The 20,051-nt window shown below is 46.3% G+C and carries 18 protein-coding genes and 1 pseudogene; 3 read left to right on the forward strand and 16 right to left on the reverse strand.

Going from position 1 to position 20,051, the window contains the following annotated elements; genetic code table 11:
- Position 1: 1 nt before the first annotated feature.
- The 13 genes from FC62_RS04960 to FC62_RS05020 form a co-directional block, all read right to left on the reverse strand.
- The gene (locus FC62_RS04960; protein ID WP_056947271.1) at positions 2-1,153 is read right to left on the reverse strand and encodes a sensor histidine kinase; all 1,152 of its coding nucleotides are present in this window, start codon (positions 1,151-1,153) and stop codon (positions 2-4) included.
- A 3-nt stretch (positions 1,154-1,156) separates the two neighbouring features.
- Entirely contained in the window at positions 1,157-1,843 is a 687-nt protein-coding gene (gene croR / locus FC62_RS04965; protein WP_054745741.1) for a response regulator transcription factor CroR, read from the reverse strand.
- Between the two features lie 169 nt (positions 1,844-2,012).
- Entirely contained in the window at positions 2,013-3,407 is a 1,395-nt protein-coding gene (locus FC62_RS04970; protein ID WP_056947274.1) for a L,D-transpeptidase family protein, read from the reverse strand.
- 118 nt (positions 3,408-3,525) lie between these two features.
- Positions 3,526-5,367, reverse strand: a complete 1,842-nt coding sequence (locus tag FC62_RS04975) for an ABC transporter ATP-binding protein (RefSeq protein WP_054745747.1) — start codon at positions 5,365-5,367, stop codon at positions 3,526-3,528.
- Position 5,368: 1 nt separating this feature from the next.
- The gene (locus FC62_RS04980; protein WP_056947277.1) at positions 5,369-7,096 is read right to left on the reverse strand and encodes an ABC transporter ATP-binding protein; all 1,728 of its coding nucleotides are present in this window, start codon (positions 7,094-7,096) and stop codon (positions 5,369-5,371) included.
- A 94-nt stretch (positions 7,097-7,190) separates the two neighbouring features.
- Positions 7,191-7,949 (reverse strand): DUF1129 domain-containing protein, encoded by a 759-nt coding sequence (locus FC62_RS04985; RefSeq protein WP_054745749.1) that lies wholly within the window; start codon positions 7,947-7,949, stop codon positions 7,191-7,193.
- A 15-nt stretch (positions 7,950-7,964) separates the two neighbouring features.
- Positions 7,965-9,065 carry a redox-regulated ATPase YchF gene (gene ychF, locus FC62_RS04990; RefSeq protein ID WP_056947280.1) on the reverse strand — a complete coding sequence of 367 codons (1,101 nt, stop codon included), beginning with the start codon at positions 9,063-9,065 and terminating at the stop codon, positions 7,965-7,967.
- A 3-nt stretch (positions 9,066-9,068) separates the two neighbouring features.
- Complete coding sequence (locus tag FC62_RS04995) at positions 9,069-9,323, reverse strand: DUF951 domain-containing protein (protein WP_056947283.1); 255 nt, start codon at positions 9,321-9,323, stop codon at positions 9,069-9,071.
- Positions 9,324-9,330: 7 nt separating this feature from the next.
- Entirely contained in the window at positions 9,331-10,206 is an 876-nt protein-coding gene (locus FC62_RS05000) for a ParB/RepB/Spo0J family partition protein (protein ID WP_056947285.1), read from the reverse strand.
- Positions 10,199-10,963 (reverse strand): ParA family protein, encoded by a 765-nt coding sequence (locus FC62_RS05005; protein WP_056947357.1) that lies wholly within the window; start codon positions 10,961-10,963, stop codon positions 10,199-10,201. Before FC62_RS05005 ends, FC62_RS05000 begins: the two co-directional genes overlap by 8 nt.
- Positions 10,964-10,974: 11 nt before the next feature.
- Positions 10,975-11,820 (reverse strand): nucleoid occlusion protein, encoded by an 846-nt coding sequence (gene noc / locus FC62_RS05010; protein WP_056947288.1) that lies wholly within the window; start codon positions 11,818-11,820, stop codon positions 10,975-10,977.
- Between the two features lie 322 nt (positions 11,821-12,142).
- A complete protein-coding gene (gene rsmG, locus FC62_RS05015) occupies positions 12,143-12,862 on the reverse strand; it encodes a 16S rRNA (guanine(527)-N(7))-methyltransferase RsmG (RefSeq protein WP_056947292.1) in 720 nt (239 codons plus the stop codon).
- 139 nt (positions 12,863-13,001) lie between these two features.
- A complete protein-coding gene (locus FC62_RS05020; protein WP_056947295.1) occupies positions 13,002-14,222 on the reverse strand; it encodes an MFS transporter in 1,221 nt (406 codons plus the stop codon).
- Between the two features lie 157 nt (positions 14,223-14,379).
- On the opposite strand from FC62_RS05020, the gene FC62_RS05025 reads away from it, so the two are divergent.
- From FC62_RS05025 to FC62_RS05035, 3 genes are read left to right on the forward strand one after another with little or no spacing between them, the layout of a single operon-like run.
- Positions 14,380-14,922, forward strand: a complete 543-nt coding sequence (locus FC62_RS05025; protein ID WP_056947298.1) for a CvpA family protein — start codon at positions 14,380-14,382, stop codon at positions 14,920-14,922.
- A gap of 26 nt (positions 14,923-14,948) precedes the next feature.
- A complete protein-coding gene (locus FC62_RS05030) occupies positions 14,949-15,812 on the forward strand; it encodes an NAD(P)-dependent oxidoreductase (RefSeq protein ID WP_056947301.1) in 864 nt (287 codons plus the stop codon).
- Positions 15,813-15,862: 50 nt separating this feature from the next.
- Positions 15,863-16,222: a YccF domain-containing protein gene (locus tag FC62_RS05035; RefSeq protein WP_054745760.1), complete on the forward strand. Its 360-nt coding sequence runs from the start codon at positions 15,863-15,865 to the stop codon at positions 16,220-16,222.
- Between the two features lie 440 nt (positions 16,223-16,662).
- Here the strand turns inward: FC62_RS05035 and FC62_RS05040 are convergent.
- The 3 genes and pseudogenes from FC62_RS05040 to FC62_RS05050 all read right to left on the reverse strand — a co-directional run bounded on the left by FC62_RS05040 (position 16,663) and on the right by FC62_RS05050 (position 19,675).
- Positions 16,663-17,994 (reverse strand): annotated as a pseudogene (locus FC62_RS05040) (NAD(P)/FAD-dependent oxidoreductase).
- Positions 17,995-18,193: 199 nt separating this feature from the next.
- Positions 18,194-18,901: an MgtC/SapB family protein gene (locus FC62_RS05045; RefSeq protein WP_056947306.1), complete on the reverse strand. Its 708-nt coding sequence runs from the start codon at positions 18,899-18,901 to the stop codon at positions 18,194-18,196.
- A 150-nt stretch (positions 18,902-19,051) separates the two neighbouring features.
- Positions 19,052-19,675: a TetR/AcrR family transcriptional regulator gene (locus tag FC62_RS05050; RefSeq protein WP_056947308.1), complete on the reverse strand. Its 624-nt coding sequence runs from the start codon at positions 19,673-19,675 to the stop codon at positions 19,052-19,054.
- Between the last annotated feature and the right edge of the window lie 376 nt (positions 19,676-20,051).

Below are 20,051 nucleotides of genomic sequence, written 5' to 3' on the forward strand. Positions count from 1 at the left end.
GCTAATCTTCCCGTTCTTCCTGTTTTAGTGGTAATTCGATGATGAACGCCGTGAGCGCCTCATCTGAGGTCACACTTATTTTACCATGGTGTAGCTCAATTATGCTCTGCGTAATTGCAAGTCCGAGCCCCGTACCGCCAGTCTCCACGGACCGCGAAGTCTCTACCCGGTAAAAACGTTCGAAAATCTTCGTTAGTGCATCGTTTGGAATCGGCTCGCCATCATTCTCAACCCGAATCACAATCTTATCCACGTCTTTTCTGGTGGCGATTAGGTTAATGTTGGTCGCGCCGTTACCGTATTTCAGCGCGTTACTGACCAAGTTGTTGAAAACGCGCCCCATTTTCTCTGCATCGGCCTCCATCGTGATATCTGCTGGCGTGGTCTCGACATTCAACTGAATATTCTTCTTCTCCGCCTCGAGTTCAAAACTGGCTGCAACCTGCTCGAGCATCGAATTCACGTGTAACTCACTCATGGACATTGTCGTCTGACTCTGGCGAACAGTCGTGTACTCGTACAAATCATCGGCCAGGGACTTCATCTGGTTTGCCTTCAAGTATGCGATATCGATATACTTCTTCGCATCCTCCTCTGACTTGACAGTACCCGTTCTGAGCAGCCCAAGGTAGCCGATGATGGAGGTGAGTGGCGTCCGAATATCATGACTAACATTCGTCACCAAGTCGTCCTTACTCTGCTCAATCTGGCGCTCTTCTTGCATGGCAGCCACGGTGCTATCAACAAGCGAGTTAATACTATCAATCACCTTTTGCAGGTCCGTTTTCACATAGAAATTGATGCGGTGATCAAAGTTTCCTTCGGCAATATAGTGCAACTCAGAAATTACGTGTCTCATTTGCATCTGATGGTAGCGGCGAATTAGCCGCCAATAAAGGACAATCAGGTCAGTAATAGCCATAAAGCCGACGAAGATGTTCTGCCAACTGTATATGTGGAATCCTTCACCGAAAGAAATAGACTGCTTAATAATCCAAATACCGTTAATCAGATCTTGATTATTCAAGATTGCTAAGTTAATCAGAATCAAAATTGATAAATTTAGCAACAACAAAAGGACGACGGTGACAACACCTTCACCAAAGAGTTCGCTCTTCTCCTTACCAGTGAGCTTAACCTTCTTTCTGTTCAAAGATTAAACCTCCACTTTGTAACCCACGCCCCAGACAGTTTCGATCACTTTCTCACCCTCTGTAGCATCCTCAATTTTGTCCCGCAGATGGCTTACATGAACCATGACAGTCTTTGCCGAGACCACGCTCTCTTGCTGCCAGACCCGTTCGAAAATCTCGTCTGCCGAGAAGACCCGGTTAGGGTGACTAGCAAGTAGATACAAGATCCCAAATTCGAGAGCAGTCAGCTGAATTTTAGTGCCGGTCAAAGTGGTCACCTCATGGGAGTCCCGGTTGATAATCAGCGGGCCCACCTCTAGGATATCCGGCTCGTCATTCGTCACCTGCTTTTGGCTTCGACGCAAAAGCGATTTGACCCGAGCCATCACTTCTAATGGGTTAAATGGCTTAATCACGTAGTCGTCGGCTCCTGTAATTAGCCCCTGAATCTTATCCATATCGCCGGTCTTAGCGGAGACCACAATAATTGGAATCTCGGAGTCCTTACGTACTTCCTTGATCACGTCAATTCCCGTCATGTGGGGCATCATGATATCGAGAATCATCAGCGAGATGTCACTCATGGTGGCCAACTTTGTGATTGCTTCCTTACCTGAATATGCCGCCACCGGTTCGTAGCCCTCGTTATTTAGATAGATACTGAGTAATTCAACAATTTCTTTATCATCATCAACAACTAAAATTTTCATTTTTATGCCTCATTAATCTAGTAATCTGCAAATAAGGATATCCTGCCGTAAAACAACTTAAGTGTAGCAGAAATATCGCATTCTCTTAAAAAGAATAATCTAAATCATGCTAAGATTCAAAAAAAAACAGCAATTTGCTGTTTTCTTAATCGTTTATTAAAACTCATTACTAAAACACGATTACGGGCGTACCAATCGCGACGATATTATAGAGCTTAGCCATTGTTGCGGGCGGCGTGTTAATACAGCCGTGTGATCCGTGAGCTAAGTACCAGTCCCCGCCGTACTTGGGCTGCCATGGTGAATCATGAATTCCCACACCATTATCGTCGATCGGCATCCAGTAGCTGACCGGTGATGCATACTTGGTGCCATCATCATTGTTACCACGAAGCGTGGCATTTCTTTGCTTCGCCCAGACATTATAGACACCGACGGGCGTATCCTGACCCGGCTTACCAGTTACAACGTCTGTAGAGATCTGTTCAACACCATCAACATAGACCCACATGTGTTGGTTAACCTTATCGACCTCGACATAGGTATTACCGATATCGGTTCCGTCCTTGTGATAGCCAGATCCTTGGATTGCTGGCGTCCGGCTGACGTTCTTTGTAGCCAATAGATCGGCAGTCAATTGTGCTGCCTCAGCTGCGATATTGATACTCCAACCATAAAGACCTGTTGAAATCTGGACCACGCCTCGCTTGGTAGAGTGGAACGAACGTGTTGAGCCGAAGGTCGCATACTGGCTGTTCAAGCTTGCGAGGTACTGCCCTAACGCATTCTGGTTCACACTCACCTTACCATCGCTGTAGACGCTCCAAGTTTTTACTGTTGACTGTGGCACCTGAATGGTATGACCCGCCAACTGGTAGGTTACTGTTACCTGGGCCATCTTATCTAGTTTCGTGATGGCTTCCTTTAGATCTCTGCTCTTCGTTGTAAGCTTCGGTTTGACATAGTAATCCTTCAATTGAATATTACTTTGTCCCTTCTGGACGGCCTCTGAAACCGCTGCTCTCACCTGATCTTCGCTGAAATTATTACCCTGAACTTCCTTAACCAAGGTAAATTTACCGTTCTGATTCTTAATGGAAGCGTCGGTTGTGACCGTTCTGTTCTTATTGATCTGGGGGAACAGCGAATTAACGAACTGGTTAACCTTGTCCTGATCAAACGCCGTGTCGTCTTCAGCCTGAACCTCCTCAATCCCCTTGTTAAAAGTCCATGGATTCTGCGCAGCTAACTTATCACTGATTAGCTTCTGGTAGTTCTGTTTGATACCAAGAGAAGCAGCCGTTGCCACCGCTACCTGCTCTTTTTTGTCGCGCAAAACAAATTTTTTATTGGCTAGCTTATCTTTGACCTTTTGCTCGGCAGACTTCTGTGTCAACCCGCTGAGCTCCACACCATAGGCCTTTGTCCCCGACATGAAGTGGCTGCCATAGAAGACACCAAAGCCAACATATAAAATCGCGAGAATACCAAGGACCGCACCAAGAAAATAGTACTTCTTGGTGCTCTTTCGTGCTGCGTGTCGTGCACTTTTCCTTGTTGCCATGTTACCTACCTCTTAGCTTATATATTTACTCACTGAAATATTTCTGTAACATTTATTCCCGCCCTTAGGTTAGCAAACAAAAGGGGAACATGCAAATCTTCGTTCTCGGAATTGGCATTTAGTCTAATTCTTTCTTACCGGTGTATAGCTGGTAGTATTCACCGTGTTTTTCAATCAGCTCCTCATGATTACCCTGTTCGATAATCCGCCCATGGTCGATGACCAAGATCAAATCGGCGTTTGCAATTGTCGATAGTCTGTGGGCAATCACGAAACTCGTCCGACCGGCCAGTAGGTTGTCCATTCCGGCCTGAACCAACCGTTCAGTTTTGGTATCAATACTTGAGGTTGCCTCATCTAGAATCATGAGTGGCGTATCCGAGACCATGGCCCGGGCAATCGACAGCAACTGCTTCTGACCCTGAGAGAGGTCGGAACCATCACCGTCAATCCGGGTGTTAAAGCCATTCTCGAGGTCCTTGATGAATTGATCCGCGTGCGCTAGCTTCGCGGCGTGGAAAATTTCGTTGTCCGTTGCTTCGGGGTTACCGAAACGAATGTTTTCCATCACCGTACCCGAGAACAGGTTCGTCTCCTGCAGCACGATGGCCATCGCCTGTCTAAGCGCGCTTTTGTTGATATCTCGAACATCGATTCCATCGAAAGTAAGCTTACCTGCACTAATCTCGTAGAATCGGTTAATCATATTACTAATCGTCGTCTTACCAGCACCAGTCTGCCCCACCAGAGCAATCTTCATGCCGGGCTTTGCATCGATGTTGATGTCGTGCAAAATTGTTTTGCCTGGCACATAGCCGAAGTCCACGTGCTCAAATACAATCTTACCGCGTACGGGTGTAGTACTGCCGTCAGCGGTATTATGCCAGAGCCACTGACTCTTAACTTGATCGTCGTGGGTGATGGTGACTTGGCCATGATCTTCTTCCTCAACCTCATCCTGCAATTGGAAAATCCGTTGTGCACCAGCTAGGGCAAGGACGATGGTGTTCAGTTGTTGCGAAATTTGAGCAATCGGCATGCTGAATGAGCGACTGAGTTGCAAGAATGCTGCAATTGCGCCTAGCGTCAAGCCACTGACACCGTTGACCACAAAAGTACCACCAATGAGTGCAATTAGGACGTATAGTAGGTTACCAACGTTTCCCATGATTGGGAAAAGCATCGTGGCGAACCCATTGGCATTCCCAGAAACGGTTTTTAAATCCTGGTTCAGCAGGTTGAATTGTGCCTTAACCATTGGTTCGTGCGAGAAGACCTTGACGACCTTCAGGCCGTTTAGAATCTCTTCGCCATAACCGTTAACGTGGCCCATCTTGTTCTGCTGTTGCTTGAAGTAGCTACTACTTTTACCTGTAAGGAACTTCACCACGCTGATACTCAAGCCGAATACGACAAACGAGATGAGAGTCAGAAGTGGGCTCAGAGTGAGCATCCCAATCACAACGAACACCAAGTTAAACAAAGAGTTCAGGAACTGGGGAATACTCTGTGAAATCATCTGCATCAATGTGTCAACATCGTTTGTGAAGCGACTCATCACATCACCGTAGTCGTTCTGGTCGAAGTAGCTGATTGGCAGCTTCTCCATGTGAATAAACATCTCATCACGGATCTTCTTCTGCAGTCTCTGGCCGAGAACAGCCATCGTTCTTGTGAAGAAGAACGTTGCAATCACCCCAATTAGGTAGATGGTACCCATCACGACAATTGCCTGCAGCAGTGGACCAAAGTTCGGTACGCTTTGCTTCGTCATTGGTACAATGTAATCGTCAATTAATCGTTGAAGGAATAATGAACCAGCCACCGTACTTGCAGCTGCAATGATGATTGCGAGCATCGACAGTAAAAATGTGACTTTATAGGTTGAAATGATGAACTTCAATAGACGTCTTAATGTGGCGCTTTTCTTTCTTGGAGCTGTTTTGACTGATGCGTCCATGCTATTCACCATCCTTTTCTGTTTGATATTGGTTGATGTCATGGTAAAGTGCGTTTCTTTCAATCAGTTCGTCATGCGTCCCGATATCCTCGATTTTGCCATGATTCATTACAATAATTCCGTCCGCATCTTTAATAGATACGATTCGCTGTGAAATAATGATTGTCGTCGTTTCAGCCATTTGTGTTCTCAAGGCCTCACGAATATCCTTCTCGGTAGCAGTATCAACAGCTGATGTGGAGTCATCAAGAATCAAAATCTTCGGTTTCTTCAAAAGAGCACGAGCAATCGTTAGCCGCTGCTTCTGACCACCGGAGACGTTGTTCCCTCCCTGCTCAATCATCGTATTATAGCCGTCTGGCAATTCCTGCACGAAATCATCGGCGTGGGCAACCTTTGATGCAGCCAATACTTCCTCATCGGTCGCATTCTCATTACCCCAACGGAGATTCTCCGCTATCGTGCCCGAGAAGAGGACGTTATTCTGCAACACCATGGCCACGTTATCTCGCAGTGTCTTTAAGTCGTAGGTTAAGACATTGCAGCCACCGACCTCAATCGTGCCTTGCGTTGGATCGTAGAGTCTTGGGATCAGCGAGACCAGTGAACTCTTACCAGAGCCCGTCTCACCGATAATACCAATCACTTCCCCGGCCTTAATCGACAAGTTGATGTCATCTAAGACAGGCGCCTTGCCCTCCTTCAGGTAATGGAAAGAAACGTGATCGAACTTAATTGAGCCATCACTGACTTCCGTCACAGGCTTCGTCGGGTTTTCAATTGTGGACTTCTCGTGAAGCACTTCGGCAATTCTGCGTCCGCTCGCCTGAGAAATGGCAATTTGAGTGATAATCATCGCGAGCATGTTCAAACTAAAGAGAATTGAATTGGAGTATGCATACATGCTGACCAGTTCACCAGTCTGCAGGCTACCGCCGACAATCAGCTTGGCACCGAACCAGGAAACCAGCAATACCGCTGCGTTCAAAAAGAACTGCATTGTGGGTGCGTTTAACGAAACAATCTTCTGGGCCTTTGAGAAGACTGAGAAGATGGATTCTGATGCACCCTCAAATTTCTCAATCTCGTTATCCTCTTGGACATAAGTCTTCACTTCGCGGATACCACGCACATTCTCCCGCACTACCCGGTTTAAGACATCATAGCGTCGGAAAACCAGGTTAAACAGTGGATATGCAGACTTGATAATGACCGTCAGCGTTAATGCCAGAACAGGCACCAAGACGACGAAAATCAACGCCAGTTCGCCACTGACGTTAAAGGCCATGATGACGGAGAAAATCATCATGAGCGGCGCACGGACCGCAATTCTAATCAGCATTTGGTATGCCATCTGAATGTTCGCGATGTCGGTCGTCAAGCGTGTCACCAAGCTCGAGGTGGAGAACTTATCAATGTTTGTAAAAGAGAAGGTCTGAATGTGGGCAAATAAATCTTGCCGCAGATTAGCCGCAAAGCCGGCTCCCGCTTGAGAGGAAACCCAGCTAGCGCCGGCCCCAAGAACCAGCGAAACAATTGTGATTACAATCAATAACGAACCTAATCGTAAGATGTAATCTAAATTCTGCTTCATTATCCCGCTATCGATGATGTTTGCCATCAAGAAGGGAATAAATATTTCTACTAACACTTCGCTCGCCACTAATATCGGCGATAAAATCGACATTTTCTTGTATTGCCTTATCGATTTCATTAACGTTTTAATCATGTACACACCTCAAATTTTATCCAAAAAAATAGATAACCACAAAAGTTATCTATTTAGTATAGTACAAATAATGACAAAATGTCATATTGAAAATTTATCTTCTAGCTCCGGGTCCAGGACCAAACGATGAAGTGGTGATGTGGTAGTGTGCGCGGAAGTAGCGCCGACCCAGGTAGGCAAGCACCGCAATCACCAGGCTACCCCAGCCAGGGAGTACCGGATTAACGACGCGGAGGAATGGTAATTCCGTTAACGTAATCCACAAGAAGATGAAGAACACGATCCCGATTCCCCCGAGCATCATCTTCCACATCGAAGGCCGATCTTCCTTCTTTCTCATGATGAGGTCGTTGTAATAAGTCATGAGAAAACCAAATAGGAGACCAACTGACAGAATGGTGATGAAACCAATTTGTTGTTGGGTCTTGCTAAACAGGCCGACTAAGCCGAACATAGCGGAAAAGATGGCGAGGTACAACAGCGAGTTATCTACGGCCTTCTGCCAGAACTTGACCTCATCTGCTTGTCTGCTTCTTGGATCAACTAACTCCTGTGCCTTCACCTGCGGTGAACCATAAAGATGTGTTGCAGGCTGTCCTTTTCTTTGGGCAACGATAATCTCCTTAAGGTAGCTATTGACCTTGAGCTTTGCATCACCTTCGGTCAGACCTGCTTCCTTTAGCTGCTTCTCCAACCGAAAAACGTAGTCTTCATTTCTCTTGGTCAACATACCGCGCAACTCTTCTGGTGTAGCAGCCTCAAGGCTTGCTTCCTGTTCGGCAGCGGAATCTTGCTTAGCCTTTAATTCTTGTTGTTGCTCAATAACTGCCTTGTTCTTATCTTTTGGATCCAATCCCATACCTCTTTTCTACACATTGAATCTAAATTCAATGATATCCCCGTCTTGGACGACATATTCCTTACCTTCCAGACGTAACCGTCCGGCCTCTTTAACCTTTTGCATGCTACCGTACTTGTCCAGATCTTCAAACGAAACTGTCTCGGCCCGGATGAAGCCCCGCTCGAAATCAGAGTGAATTACACCCGCAACCTGCGGTGCTTTCATGCCTTTCTTGAAGGTCCAGGCTCTTGTTTCCTTGCCCCCGGCGGTGAAAAAGGTTTGTAAACCAAGTAGGTGGTAGCTGGCCTTAATCAGTCGGTCGAGCCCAGACTCGGTGACACCCTCAGCCTCCAAGAACTCGGCCTTCTCATCGTCATCTAGCGTCGCAATTTCCTCTTCGGTTTTAGCCGAGATACCGAGCGCCTCTGCACCCTCAGCTGCGGCCAAATCCGCCACAATCTTGAAGTACGGGTCGCTATCAGGATCCGCCATCGATTCCTCGGCAATATTTGCCACATAGATCACGGGCTTAGACGTCAAAAGGAACAGGCCTTTCGCAATCTTCTGCTCATCCTCGTTGAATTCTATCGAGCGAACGGCGCCACCGGCCTCGAGCACCGGTTTAATCTTCTCAAGCACGGCATACTCGGCCATCGCATCTTTATCCTTAGTCTTCGCCATCTTGCCCACACGTTCGTAGCGCTTGTTGACGCTATCGAGGTCGGCTAGACTAAGCTCCAAGTTGATTACTTCAATATCGTCCTTCGGGTCGACCTTGCCAGTAACTGTTGTGATGTTGTCATCGTCAAAGGCCCGTACCACGTGCACAATTGCGTCAACCTGTCTGATATTCTCGAGGAACTTGTTACCCAGTCCCTCACCCTTACTGGCACCTTGGACCAAGCCCGCAATATCCGTGAACTCAAACGTGGTCTTGATAATTTTCTTAGCTGGAATCAACTCATCGATACGTGCCAAACGTTGATCTGGCACCTCGACCATCCCAACATTCGGATCGATTGTGGCGAACGGATAATTCGCCATCTCGGCGCCGGCCTTAGTAATCGCATTAAAAAGCGTTGACTTACCTACATTGGGTAGGCCAACAATACCTGCTGTTAAAGACATTTTCTAAACTCCTTCAATTTGATCTGGACGTTTCTTAGCCACATCAACGTAGTTTTCGGGATTAGCATTCTTCGCCGCATCCCCGCTCAACAATACTTCCTTCATTTTTTTGACAAAGGCGCTGCGTGGCAGCATCACGATGTGACCACATCCCATGCACTTCAACTTAATGTCTGCACCCAGGCGAATAACCTCCCAGTTGTTTGCACCGCATGCATGGGGCTTCTTCATTTTGACTGTATCACCTAAATTAAACATACGTCACCTAATCTAATGAAATACCTAGGATATCCAAAATCCGGTTAAGATCCTCTGTTGAGGCGAAATCAATGGCCAGCTTGCCGGCCCCTTTCTTGGATTCAGTAATATTGACCTGTGTACCAAACTTATCAACCAGTTTAGCCTCACTTGCACGAACGAATGGCGATTTAACGACCTTCGTCGCCTTTTTGACTGCACCGCCATCGGTATTCAAGCGACTAACGATAGCTTCCAGCTGGCGGACGGTCAGTTCTTCCTTAACCGTTTTCTGTGCCAGCTCATCAATTTGCGTCTTCTTCTTCAGACCCAGCAACGTTCTCGCCTGGCCCATTGATAGTTTACCCTCTTGGAGCAACTTTTTGGTCCTAGCTGGCAAGGTCAGCAGCCGCAAGTAGTTAGCGATGTACGGCCGACTCTTACCCAGACGCTTAGAAACCTGTTCCTGCGTTAGACCGAGGTTCTTCTGGAGCATATCGTACGCCTGCGCCTCTTCTAGCGGATTCAGGTCCTCACGCTGGAGGTTCTCGATGACGGCAATTTCCATCATCTCTGCTTCTTCCATCTCACGCACGATGCCTGGGACAGTCTTCTTCTTCGCTAATTTGCTGGCACGGTAGCGCCGCTCACCGGAAATAATCTCGAAGCCGTTAACGCTCTTACGCACGATAATCGGCTGAAAAACGCCATTTTCTTTAATCGAGTCGGCCAGTTCTCGTAGACTCGTCTCATCGAACGTCTTCCGTGGTTGGTAGGGATTAGGTCGTACCTTTTCGATATCTAAATCTTCCACGTTTTCGATATCGTCCACGTTGTTAATATCTGCAAAAAGTGCGTCAATCCCACGACCAAGTCCCGTATTTTTTGTTTTCTTATTAGTCATTAGCTGCTAAGACCTCACTTGCTAGTTCTTGATAGACAACCGCTCCGCGAGACTTTGGATCATAATCAATGATTGGCTTACCGTAACTTGGCGCCTCTGCCAGTTTAGTAATCCGCGGAATAATTGTTTCGTAGACCTTGTCACCAAAATAATTTTTAACTTCATTTACAACTTCGGCACCAAGATTCGTCCGAGCATCGAGCATCGTCAATAGTACACCCTCAACACCCAGGTTTTTATTGAAATGCTTCTGCACCAAACGGATCGAGTTCAGGAGTTGGCTCAGACCTTCGAGGGCGTAGAATTCACTCTGTACAGGAATGAGAATTGAGTTGCTGGCTGTGAACGCGTTGATGGAAAGCTGTCCAAGTGAAGGTGGGCAATCAATCAGAATATAGTCATAATCATTCTCAATCTCATCGATGCTCTGCTTCAACCTAGTCTCGCGGGCCATGAGTGATGTCAGCTCCATCTCGGCACCGGCCAGCTGAATCGTGGCTGGCACGATGTCTAGATTTTTGCGGCTGGTGTGATGGATCGTCTCCTTAATCGGAATTTCATCGACCAGGACATTATAGACATCCTTGTCCACTTCTGCTTTAGCAATTCCGAGTCCACTCGTAGCATTTCCTTGGGGGTCGATATCAATAATGAGTACTCTCTTGCCCACAGCCGCTAGACTGGCGCCAAGATTGATGGTAGTCGTTGTTTTGCCAACGCCCCCCTTTTGATTTGCAACTGAAATTATGTGCACCATACTGTTCTCCATTAATCCTTCAACAATTCGATTGTAATTGTGTATTTCTGATCCGTCTGATTTTCGCTAATCTTAACCTTAGTACCAGAATCTTCCACCAACTTAATCGTCTTCTTGATGGTATTGATTGGCACCTTTAAATCGCGGCTGGTCTTGCCCGTGATCTTTTTCTTAACCTTATCTGCTACTTGGGTTTCCTTGACCTGATTGTTTTTCTGCGAAATTAATTGTTGCACCAATTTCTCGGTCTCAGCCACGCTGAGGCCGTTTTTCACAATGGTCGAAAGCGCCGTCTCCTGGAGGTCAGGTGTGAGCTTCAAGAGTTCCCGGCCGTGGCGCTGGCTAATCTCGCCAGAGACGAGGTACGCCTGCACATGAGGCTCAAGCTTCAACAGCCTCAGCTTGTTTGCCACATAGCTTTGCGACTTACCAACCGCCTCAGCTAACTCAGTTTGAGTCGACTTATCAAGTTCCATTAAGGATTGATAGGCTTTAGCTTCATCAATTGGATTGAGGTTTTCTCGTTGCAGATTCTCAATCAGGGCGAAAGCCGCGGCTTTTTGATCATCCATGACCTCAACAATTGCCGGGATGGTCTCCCATTTAAGCTGACTTGCCGCCCGAAAACGGCGTTCACCAGCAATAATCTCATATTCACCATCTTTGAATTCGCGCAGGATGATTGGCTGGAGTAAGCCATGTTCCTTCAAAGTAGCGGCCAACTCGTCAATTGCCTCGTAAGTGAAGTTCTTCCTGGGCTGAAACTTGTTTGGGATAATTCTGTTCAGTTCGATATTCTGAATTTTTTTATCATCTGATGTCTTCTGGTGCCGATTGCCAAAAAATGAAATGGCCATATTTATCAATTACTCCTCTAAATCCATTGTTATTCTAGTTTCACGCTTCATTGTCTTCGTAAGTGCTCAGGGCCTTACCAGCTTGTGGCGCTACTTGTTTAATTGTGTTTCACAAGCTAGTCCCCTCCACCTTACTGGCCAATCGCAGCGTTTCACGCTTTATTGCCTTCGTAAGTGCTCAGGGCCTTACCAGCTTGTGGCGCTACTTGTTTAATTGTGTTTCACAAGCTAGTCCCCTTCACCTTACTGGCCAATCGCAGCGTTTCACGCTTTATTGCCTTCGTAAGTGCTCAGGGCCTTACCAGCTTGTGGCGCTACTTGTTTATAATGGTTTCTTGTTAGGCATCCCTGCTTGGCGGGGATATTTCTTTGGTGTCGCCTTGACCTTATCGATTACCGTCAACATTCTCTGTTCAGCGGTCTCTGGTAAAGTCACAACCTGATTGGTGCGCAACTTACCACCCAATTTAGCAATCGCCGTTGCTGAATCCTGTAACTCAGACTCACCACGTGGCCCCTTTAGGGCCACGAACGCACCACCAACTTTAGCAAACGGCAGGCAATATTCACTGAGCGTATTCAGCCGCGCAACTGCGCGCGCCGTCACTAAGTCGTATTTCTCCCGGTAGCGACGATCCTGCCCCACATCCTCGGCACGTCCGTGGACGAGTTCCACGTTGTCCAGGCTGAGCATAATCACTAGATCACCTAAGAACTTAATTCTTTTGTTGAGTGAGTCCACGATTGTCACGGTTAAGTCCGGACGGAGAATCTTGATTGGTAGCGATGGAAAGCCAGCCCCAGCACCAATGTCGATTACCCGTGCGTTTTGCACAAATGCTGCTGGTAGTTCCAATAGAGGTAGAATCGAGTCAAGAAAGTGCTTCAAGTACACGTCCTCTTCAGCTGTAATGGCGGTGAGATTGACGTGTTCGTTCGTCTCTACCAGGAATTTAAAGTATTGCTGGAATTGAGTGACCTTTTGGTCTGTCAGCTCAACTCCCCGATCTGCTAGATATTGTTTGAATTCTTCAGGTTTCATTTTTCTCCCGTGAAACTTGTGTTTCACAACTAATAATGTACTCCATTTAAGACAGGCAAGCAATGCCATTTCGGTGATTTCACAGTCTCAATTATGAGTTACTTTTGCCACTGAGTCAAAGCACTTCTGCAAAATATTATTATAATGAGTTCTCGGTATGCTTCTCGATTTTAAAATGGTGCATTCGTGCATAAAACCAGGCAGCCAGTACAATCGAGAGTAAGCCTGTCACAGCAAAGATTATCTTCAAATCAATCACGTCACCTAAGGGACCAAAGACCACCATTCCTAACGGCATCGCCGTCATACTGATAATATTCACGACCGAGAAGACTCGGCCCATCATCGTTGGCTCAACAGTCTCCTGCAACAGCGTCGTGTGTGCGGTGCTCAGCCATGGCATGAAGAGGCCACCAAACATCATAACAAGCGAGAAGAGCCAGTTATTTGGCATGAACACCATTAGCCCAAAGGCAAAGCCGTCAACCGCCATCACTAAGAAGATCATGCGAATCTTATTCTGAATGACACCGTGCCACGACACCGCAATACCTCCGAGTAGCGAACCTACGGACCAGGCGATCTCCATCACCGTTAAGTTGAAGACCCCGTTTCCCGGATAGGTCCGCTCGATAAAGATTTGCGCTAGAAACGCTGATGGTGTAATTAAAATCCAGAAGGCGAAGAAGCTGGCAAACAAGTACGTTAATAGCCTACTCCGTCTCACATAGTTTATCCCGATTTTCATCTCCTTGAAGACGGACTCGAGCTCACGCTCCTTATTGATATTCTGGACCTTCACGAAGCTGAAGATCGAGATACCAATCGTCGCGGTAATCACGTCAATCCAGAAGCTTCCTAGTAAACCAAGCGAGCCAAACACCACCCCGCCGAGGGCCGGCCCCGCCAATTGTGATATAGCATTAATGGTCTGATTTAGTCCGTTAACGCGGGGGAGATGCTCCCCTGGTACAATTTGGGGGACTAATGCACTGGCCGCCGGCGTCTGGACTCCCGTCCCAACGGAACGAGCCGCCAACAGGATTAGCAATAACCAGAGGCTCTGGTAGCCCATCTGATAGAGCAGTGCCATGACCAGTGTGATTAGGGCGATTCCCATATCCGAGAAAATCGCCAGAAATTTCCTATTATAACGATCGGCAAAGACGCCACCGAATAAGGAGACGATTGCTCCGGGTATCAGGTTAGCTAGCGTCGCATACGTCATCCAAACGCCGCTCTCTGTTTGTAAGGCAATATACCACACGATAGCAAAGCCCGAGATTGACGAGCCCAGCATGGTAATCGCCTGGCTCGTCATCATCGTGGTAATTTGTGTGCGCCAATCTCTGTTAATCATTATTTGTACTCCGGTCAACAAAAAAGGCTGAGATGGTTGTTGCTAATCTCAGTCAAACATCGCTTCAGCAATAAAGAATTATATCTTTTTTAAAAGATTAACACAAACTAGGGTTATTAAACTACTTTCCAGTATAATATCAGCAGGAGGATTTTTTATGATTATCAGCATTATTGTTATTCTACTGCTTATCTTCTCGGCAACAGCCGGCTATCGCCTTGGTTTCACCAAGCGCATCGTTAGCCTGATCGGCTTTTTCTTTACCGTGGTCGCCGCTAGCATGTTCAACACAGACTTTGGTACGTGGATCATGGTCAACATCATGCAGAAGCCACTGGTTGAAGCGACGGAAATCGATAAGATGCTCTACCACTTCATTGCATTCTTACTGATCATGCTGCTCGGCAAAATCGTCGTCCGCTTCATCACCCGGCTCGTGCCCACCTCCGCGAAAAAGCGTGGCCTCATTTCCTGGATCGACGGCGTCGCCGGCGCAGTTGTCTCATTTATCATCACCTACTTCGTCAGCTATCTGGTCTTATCGATGCTCAATGCACTCCAGATTGATTGGTTCATCCAACAAACAGTTGACTCACAATTCTTGCGGTTCATGCTTTATGAGACCCCCGGTTTGTCACAGAACATCTTTAATAGTATCTTTGGTATTGACGCAAGCGGTTTACAATTATCACTACTTTAATTTAGGCGTAACGAGGAGGAAGAATAATGAAAATTGGATTTATCGGTACAGGTGTGATGGGGACGGGCATGATTGCCAACTTAATCAAGAATGGCTTTGATGTGACTGTCTATAATCGCACCAAGGCACATGCACAAAGAGCACTAGATTTAGGCGCACAATGGGCGGATACGCCAAAGGTACTCACAACTCAGGTCGATGTCATCATCTCCATTGTTGGCTTTCCAAAAGACGTTCAAGAAGTCTACTACGGTGACACCGGTGTTTTCGCCGGTACACATGCCGGCCTCACAGTTATTGACATGACCACTAGCAGCCCACGCCTAGCCGAACGAATTAGCCAAACTGCACAGGAGTTGGGCATTGCGGCTTTAGATGCCCCAGTATCCGGTGGGGACTTGGGTGCCAAAACAGGCGCGTTAACTATCATGGTTGGTGGCCCAGTTGAGACCTACGAGTCCATGCTCCCAATTTTTCAGGCGATGGGCAAGTCAATGCACCTCTTCGGCGGATCAGGTAGTGGCCAAAGAACAAAGCTGGCCAACCAGATCATGATTGCCGGAACCATGCTTGGTATGAGCGAAACCTTGGCCTTCGCCAAGAAAGCTGGCTTGGACGAACAAGCAGTGATTGACACCCTCTCTGGCGGTTCTGCTGCTAACTGGAGCCTCCAGAATTACGGACCACGCGTGCTCGCCGGCGACTACGCCCCCGGATTCTACATCAAGCACTTCATCAAGGATCTGCGCCTAGCAATTGAGGAAGCGGAGCAGATGGAGATTAGCTTGCCGATGCTTGAACTCGCGAAGAAATTATACGAGAAGTTACAGGATGAAGATGGCCTCGGTGATTTGGGCACACAGGCATTAATCAAGTATTACGAGGGCTAGTCGCCCGTAATCTCTAGTGAATTTGGGTCAGCTTAGATGGGAGTTCCGTTATGAAATTAATCGGTAATATTATTTGGTTTATTTTCGGTGGCCTAGGTGGGGCTCTGGCTTGGTTTGGGGCGGGCTTGCTCTGGTCCATTACAATCGTTGGGCTCCCCATTGGCGTGCAGTGCTTCAAGTTTGCCCGGCTCTCACTTGCACCATTCAACAAGGAGGTGGTCTACCACACAACGACCACTAACTTTGTCGTTAATGTGATCTGGTTACTGATTTCAGGGCTGCCACTCGCTTTAACCCATCTGGCTAGCGCTCTTCTGTTAACTATCACCATCATTGGTATTCCTTTCGCCAAACAATCATTAAAGCTTGCGGGCCTGTCATTACGCCCATTTGGCGCCACGATTGTCTAGTTCAGACTGCCCCTGCTCCCCCTTTACTATTTCATAAACTAATATGGGGATTCTTCATACTTTCTGAACGTTTACTTTACACAAAGTTGCATTTTTCTTTATGTTTGTCCGCTATGATGTAATCATACCTAGAACAGATGGTTATGATTAGCCAAATAGGAGGCACATAGATGACAGAAACTAAGCAAAGAAGAAAATTACACTATGGCGTCGCTGCCGCAAGCGCGGCAACAGTTGCAACCACAATATTTTTAATCATTAAACGTAAGAATAAATAAATCCCTTCAGAAATTCTCTCCCTAAGCCAGATCCTACCAATTTCGCTGATTGGTAGGATTTTTATTGCCTCTCACCAAATTTTTTCGTCAAAAAAAACCGTTCTCTGAGTGACTCAACCCTCAGCAGAACGGTTATATTATTTTGTGATAACCGATGCTCAACTACGCTCTGGCAGCTGCTTCCATTGCTAATGCGTTAACGTAGTTCACTGGCTGGTCGTAATTTGGCTGGAAGAACATGTTAACCATCGACAACTCATCAATCATCATGTGTTTCTGAATCGCTAACGAGATCACATTAGCAGATTGGGCGCAATCATATTTACTATAGAACTGTGCTCCCTTAACTTCCCTGGTCTCTTTATCCCAGGTTAAAATCATCAGAATTGGCTCAGTACTCAACATGAATTCTGGGCGGTAATCCTGCTCTAGAGTAACACTCACCAACTCGATTCCTCTTGCCTTACCACCATCAACGGTTCAACCAGATGCCGCTAATGTCTTATCGAACAGTGCAACAGCACTAGTTGCCTGCGTGCCCAGATATTTCACGGTCGGTTTCTCGATGTTCTTACCAACTAAGATTCCCTGTCGTACAGCATTTGTTGCCAGCGGAATGTAGTCATCCTTGCCGGTTGGGTTATATTATACAACCGACGCATCTCCGGCTGCAAAGACATCAGGATTGCTCGTCTGCATGTACTCGTTCGTGATGATTGCGCCGTTTGGTTCCATATCCAATTGGCCTTTCAACAGGCCAGTGTTTGGCTTGAAACCTACTGCCAAAACAGCGATATCAGCAGTATAGCTACCTTTATCCGTCTTCACCGTGACTTCATTATCACCGCTAAAACCAACTACTTTTTCGCCTAGCTGTACTTTGACGCCGTGGTCCTCATAGTCCTTTTGTACCCGGTCGGTTATTGTTTTGTCAAAGTTCTTTGCCAGCACCCTTGGCAATGCATCGAACAACGTTACATCTTTACCTGTCACAGCAAATTGTTCGGCAATCTCTACTCCAATGTAGCCAGAACCAATGACTACAGCCGATTTAATGCTTGGTGCGATATCCTTTAATGCCTTTGCGTGCGCGTAGTTCTTGCAAAGCATTACGTTCTTATTATCAATTCCCTCAATAGGCGGAATTACGGGTGCCGATCCCGTTGTGACTACTAACTTATCAAATGTGTCTTTTGTCTCTACGCCGGTCTTCAGATCCTTGACTACCAGGCTCTTTGCATCAACATCCACACTCAAAACATCGTGTTCCATCTTCATATTTGCGCCAAGGCTCGCCAATGATTCAGGACTTGAATAGAACATCTTCTTCGGGTCTGATACGTGGTCGCCTACCCAAAGCGCGATCCCACAAGAAAGGAATGAGAGGTTATCATTTCGTTCATACACCGTAACTTCCCAGTCCGGTTGCTCTTGTAAAATAGTCTGTGCTGAAAATACGCCTGCATGTGTACAACCAATTACTGCAACTTTCATGAATAATGCCCCCCAATTTTCATCCGCTAGGATTTTTAAATTACACCCCCTATTGAAAACTAACTCACAAACTTGTCAACGCTTACATTATTAATATTATCCTGTTCAGCGTACGAAAAAACGCTATCTAGCCAAGCATTAGATAACGTTTTCGCCGTAAAAATTATTTCGTAGACAATTTAATTATGCAGCATCGTCTTTAGTAACTCGTCAAGTTCACCGCACTGACTTCTGGTACCGTTAACAGTTGTTCCGCTAGCTTAGGGTACGTCAAGCTCTGGGGGCGCTTAATCGCATAGCTAACTACGAAACTCTTACCAGCTTCCACTTCCTCTACCTGAAAGTCCTTCGGGATGAAGCGAATCTTGTGCTCGGTGAAGAAGCGCTCCACCACGGCCTCTGTTCCCGCTGTACCAATCAGTCTAATCTCGATATCCGTACCCATATCCACGCGTAAGATACGTTCAAGGAATAGCAGCGCAGAAAAGAGTGCCACGCCACCGATAATTGCAATGGGATAATACCCCATCCCCACAGCAATCCCGAGTGCTGCGGTAGCCCAAAGCGACGCAGCGGTTGATAGGCCCCGCACAACCCGCTTGGTCACCACGATCGTACCTGCGCCTAGAAAACCAATCCCACTCACAACAGCCGCAATCATCCTTGCAGCGTCGTTTGCCACGAAATTCGAGACATCAGCATTCTCGGTAGCCATCCTAATCGCCTGAAGGGTCAGCTCCTGTTGAATCATCGCCACAACCGCGGCTCCGATAGCCACGAGCACGTGTACTTGGACTCCCGCCGGACGATTCTTCTTCTGCCGATCCCACCCGATGGCGCCCGCAATCAGGGCCGCAAGCAGGATACGAATAATAATTTGTTCAATTTCTATATGTAGGTTTAGCATAGCCTCTCCAATCAACTATTATCATACTTAAATTATAGCAATAATTAACGTCTACATCGTTCTTTTGTGATTGATTAATTTAGCCAAGTAAAAAAGGTGCTGACAGATAATTCTGTCCACACCTCGTGAAACTAGACGATTGGCGATTGCTTAGCCAAGCATATCTGAGATTGAACGTTTTTCTTTCTCTTCGAACGTGCTCTCTTCTTGACTCTCTGAGAAACGATCATTCAAGATGAAGTCGTTCACTTGTGCCGTCAAGATTTCAACCATTTGTTCCTGATTAATTTCAATCATGCCAGTTGCAACCAATGCACCGATACCGGTCGCAATAATCCAGCTACCAGTAACGATATTTCTCTTTTTCTCATCACTGAAGCCATTCTCTGGGTATGATTCCTCGAGTTTCTTCAAGCCAATTTCCATTGAGAAATCAGAAATGTTTGCACTACCAAATTTACCTTCGACATACATTGCACGGAATAATTGTGGGTGTTTCGCAGCGAAGTGGATGTAAGAAAGTTCGAGGTCGATAAGGGGGTCGCCGGTAAACGATTCTTCAAACACTTTACTCTGCAACTTATCTTGAATCATTGCGAGCACTTGTTGACGTAAATCGTTCATGTTCTTGAATTCAAGGTAGATTGGTTGAGTAGAGCAATCTGCTGCCTCGGCAACTTTTCTGGCTGTAAGGGAATCAACACCATTTTCAATTGCCATCTTGTATGCAACGTCCAAAATTTGCTGTTTGAATATTTCTTTTTTTCTAGCCATTTTTCTTTCTCCTATATCTGTATACTTTCATTATATCTGTTATTTTTCCAAATAATAGTCTTTTTAATAACACAACGTTGTTTAAGGAGCAGCTCAAAATTCGATAATATCAAGCTGTAATTTAATACTATCAACAATTTATTTTGGTGTCCATTAGAAACCTTTAAATATGAAACAGTCCTTAAACATATCAGTGTTATTTAAATATCGTTTTAATAACGAGGGTTTTATTTTGCGAAGAAAAGTTACCAAGGCGATTACTCTCAGCCGTTCTCGCTCAAGGGTAGGCGGGGAACCGTTTTTGCAGAATAACCACTTTAATAATTGCGCAATTCTTCACAAAATAAATTTTTCAAAAAGAACTAAATTGCTCAAA

Origin of the sequence: Amylolactobacillus amylotrophicus DSM 20534 (assembly GCF_001434555.1) — a bacterium.
In the GTDB taxonomy this organism is placed as follows: Bacteria; Bacillota; Bacilli; order Lactobacillales; family Lactobacillaceae; genus Amylolactobacillus; species Amylolactobacillus amylophilus.

Bases quoted from the DNA above. Each gene is read 5' to 3' on its own strand.
- croR (WP_054745741.1), bottom strand. From the start codon at position 1,843: ATGAAAATTTTAGTTGTTGATGATGATAAAGAAATTGTTGAATTACTC.
- FC62_RS04970 (WP_056947274.1), bottom strand. From the start codon at position 3,407: ATGGCAACAAGGAAAAGTGCACGACACGCAGCACGAAAGAGCACCAAG.
- FC62_RS04975 (WP_054745747.1), bottom strand. From the start codon at position 5,367: ATGGACGCATCAGTCAAAACAGCTCCAAGAAAGAAAAGCGCCACATTA.
- FC62_RS04980 (WP_056947277.1), bottom strand. From the start codon at position 7,096: ATGATTAAAACGTTAATGAAATCGATAAGGCAATACAAGAAAATGTCG.
- ychF (WP_056947280.1), bottom strand. From the start codon at position 9,065: ATGTCTTTAACAGCAGGTATTGTTGGCCTACCCAATGTAGGTAAGTCA.
- FC62_RS04995 (WP_056947283.1), bottom strand. From the start codon at position 9,323: ATGTTTAATTTAGGTGATACAGTCAAAATGAAGAAGCCCCATGCATGC.
- FC62_RS05000 (WP_056947285.1), bottom strand. From the start codon at position 10,206: ATGACTAATAAGAAAACAAAAAATACGGGACTTGGTCGTGGGATTGAC.
- FC62_RS05005 (WP_056947357.1), bottom strand. From the start codon at position 10,963: ATGGTGCACATAATTTCAGTTGCAAATCAAAAGGGGGGCGTTGGCAAA.
- noc (WP_056947288.1), bottom strand. From the start codon at position 11,820: ATGGCCATTTCATTTTTTGGCAATCGGCACCAGAAGACATCAGATGAT.
- rsmG (WP_056947292.1), bottom strand. From the start codon at position 12,862: ATGAAACCTGAAGAATTCAAACAATATCTAGCAGATCGGGGAGTTGAG.
- FC62_RS05020 (WP_056947295.1), bottom strand. From the start codon at position 14,222: ATGATTAACAGAGATTGGCGCACACAAATTACCACGATGATGACGAGC.
- FC62_RS05025 (WP_056947298.1), top strand. From the start codon at position 14,380: ATGATTATCAGCATTATTGTTATTCTACTGCTTATCTTCTCGGCAACA.
- FC62_RS05030 (WP_056947301.1), top strand. From the start codon at position 14,949: ATGAAAATTGGATTTATCGGTACAGGTGTGATGGGGACGGGCATGATT.
- FC62_RS05035 (WP_054745760.1), top strand. From the start codon at position 15,863: ATGAAATTAATCGGTAATATTATTTGGTTTATTTTCGGTGGCCTAGGT.
- FC62_RS05045 (WP_056947306.1), bottom strand. From the start codon at position 18,901: ATGCTAAACCTACATATAGAAATTGAACAAATTATTATTCGTATCCTG.
- FC62_RS05050 (WP_056947308.1), bottom strand. From the start codon at position 19,675: ATGGCTAGAAAAAAAGAAATATTCAAACAGCAAATTTTGGACGTTGCA.